This window comes from Acinetobacter sp. YH16052, assembly GCF_013417155.1.
Classification (GTDB): Bacteria; Pseudomonadota; Gammaproteobacteria; order Pseudomonadales; family Moraxellaceae; genus Acinetobacter.
Map to the genome: position 1 here is coordinate 1 of NZ_VPEO01000166.1, position 1300 is coordinate 1300.

At 39.8% G+C, this 1300-nt stretch carries 1 protein-coding gene; it reads left to right on the top strand.

The window, feature by feature from the left end:
- Positions 1-755: 755 nt before the first annotated feature.
- Positions 756-941, top strand: a complete 186-nt coding sequence (locus FTV42_RS16985) for a hypothetical protein (protein WP_179995844.1) — start codon at positions 756-758, stop codon at positions 939-941.
- Positions 942-1300: the final 359 nt, after the last annotated feature.

Consider the following 1300-nt stretch of genomic DNA (forward strand, 5'->3'; position numbering starts at 1 on the left):
GAGCTGTAATCAGGGAAAAAAGCGTTTTCGTAGCTTATTGCGTCAGTTCACTCGTAGACACTCGTTCTGTAATTTTTATCAGGAATGCACGCTTCCGCGTTTCTCAAGAAACAGGCAAAAAAAAACCTGTCTAATGACAGGCTGGATATGCTTTCTTGGTTTGCATAAAAACAATATATCAAATATATTCTAAGCACGGTTATTAATTATTGACGTAATTAATAACGAAAGATTATGTAGATTACCGTCTGACATAATAATCAGGATAAAATCCCCGTGCGGTAAAGCGATTATAACCACACAAGATTTAAAATAAATCCCTTTCGTTGTTAAAACTTCTCCAGTGATTAATTCCGTTCGTTTAAATGGGTGGAAGGATTAGTGACGACAGCATTTAAGCGGTGACTTTCAGTGTGCTACTGGGGGATCTGAACAAAGCACACAGCAGAATGAGTAGTCTAAGGGTGATCGTGAGTATATTGGGTGTTATGCCCTTGCGATGATCAAACAAAGCCCACAGGCGGTCTTAAATGCGTTCAGGCGGTGATATAAGCCGTAATTAAGACAGGTGCAGCGTTATACCGTGATGCACTCCGATTGAAGCGACGCTCGGCTCCGTAGTGATGCTCCAGAGGGAAATACTCCTAAAGTGCCTTTATAGGTGCTTTAGGGTGAGTATTCCCTTCTATCTGCTCAACTCTCACCATAATGATACTAATCACTAAGTCAAAAACTTAAAAAAAAAGGTGTTTAAGATGGAACAAGTCATAGAGCTTTTAGGCAAAACAGTAAAATTCGTACATACAGAGAACGGCCATTTCTTTGAAGAACAAGGAAAGGTTACAGAAGTTTTATTGTCTTTAAGTGGTGAAAACAGAATTGCTTTAGATGAACAAGAATTATATTTGTTATCTGATCTGCTAGAACTTGAGGTGCTTTGAAAGCCTTACACAGCAAGCATTACATGAGTTTTCGTCAATATACCAAGGGCAAGCTGTTCTAAGTGAAATTATACGGTGCGCAAAGTACCAAAATATAAAATCGGGCTTTTACTGGTGATGTGCGTTCACGGAACGCCACACGCAGCAAAGCCCGATTATTTTTTTTAAATTGTGCAGCGTTTATTTGTTTTCGTGGCGCATTCGCTAATTTTTACCGATCTGCGGCAAAGGGGAGCTGTAATCAGGGAAAAAAGCGTTTTCGTAGCTTATTGCGTCAGTTCACTCGTAGACACTCGTTCTGTAATTTTTATCAGGAATGCACGCTTCCGCGTTTCTCAAGAAACAGGCAAAAAAAAACC

Excerpts from the sequence above, each read along its gene's own strand:
- FTV42_RS16985 (WP_179995844.1), top strand. The coding sequence starts at position 756 with ATGGAACAAGTCATAGAGCTTTTAGGCAAAACAGTAAAATTCGTACAT.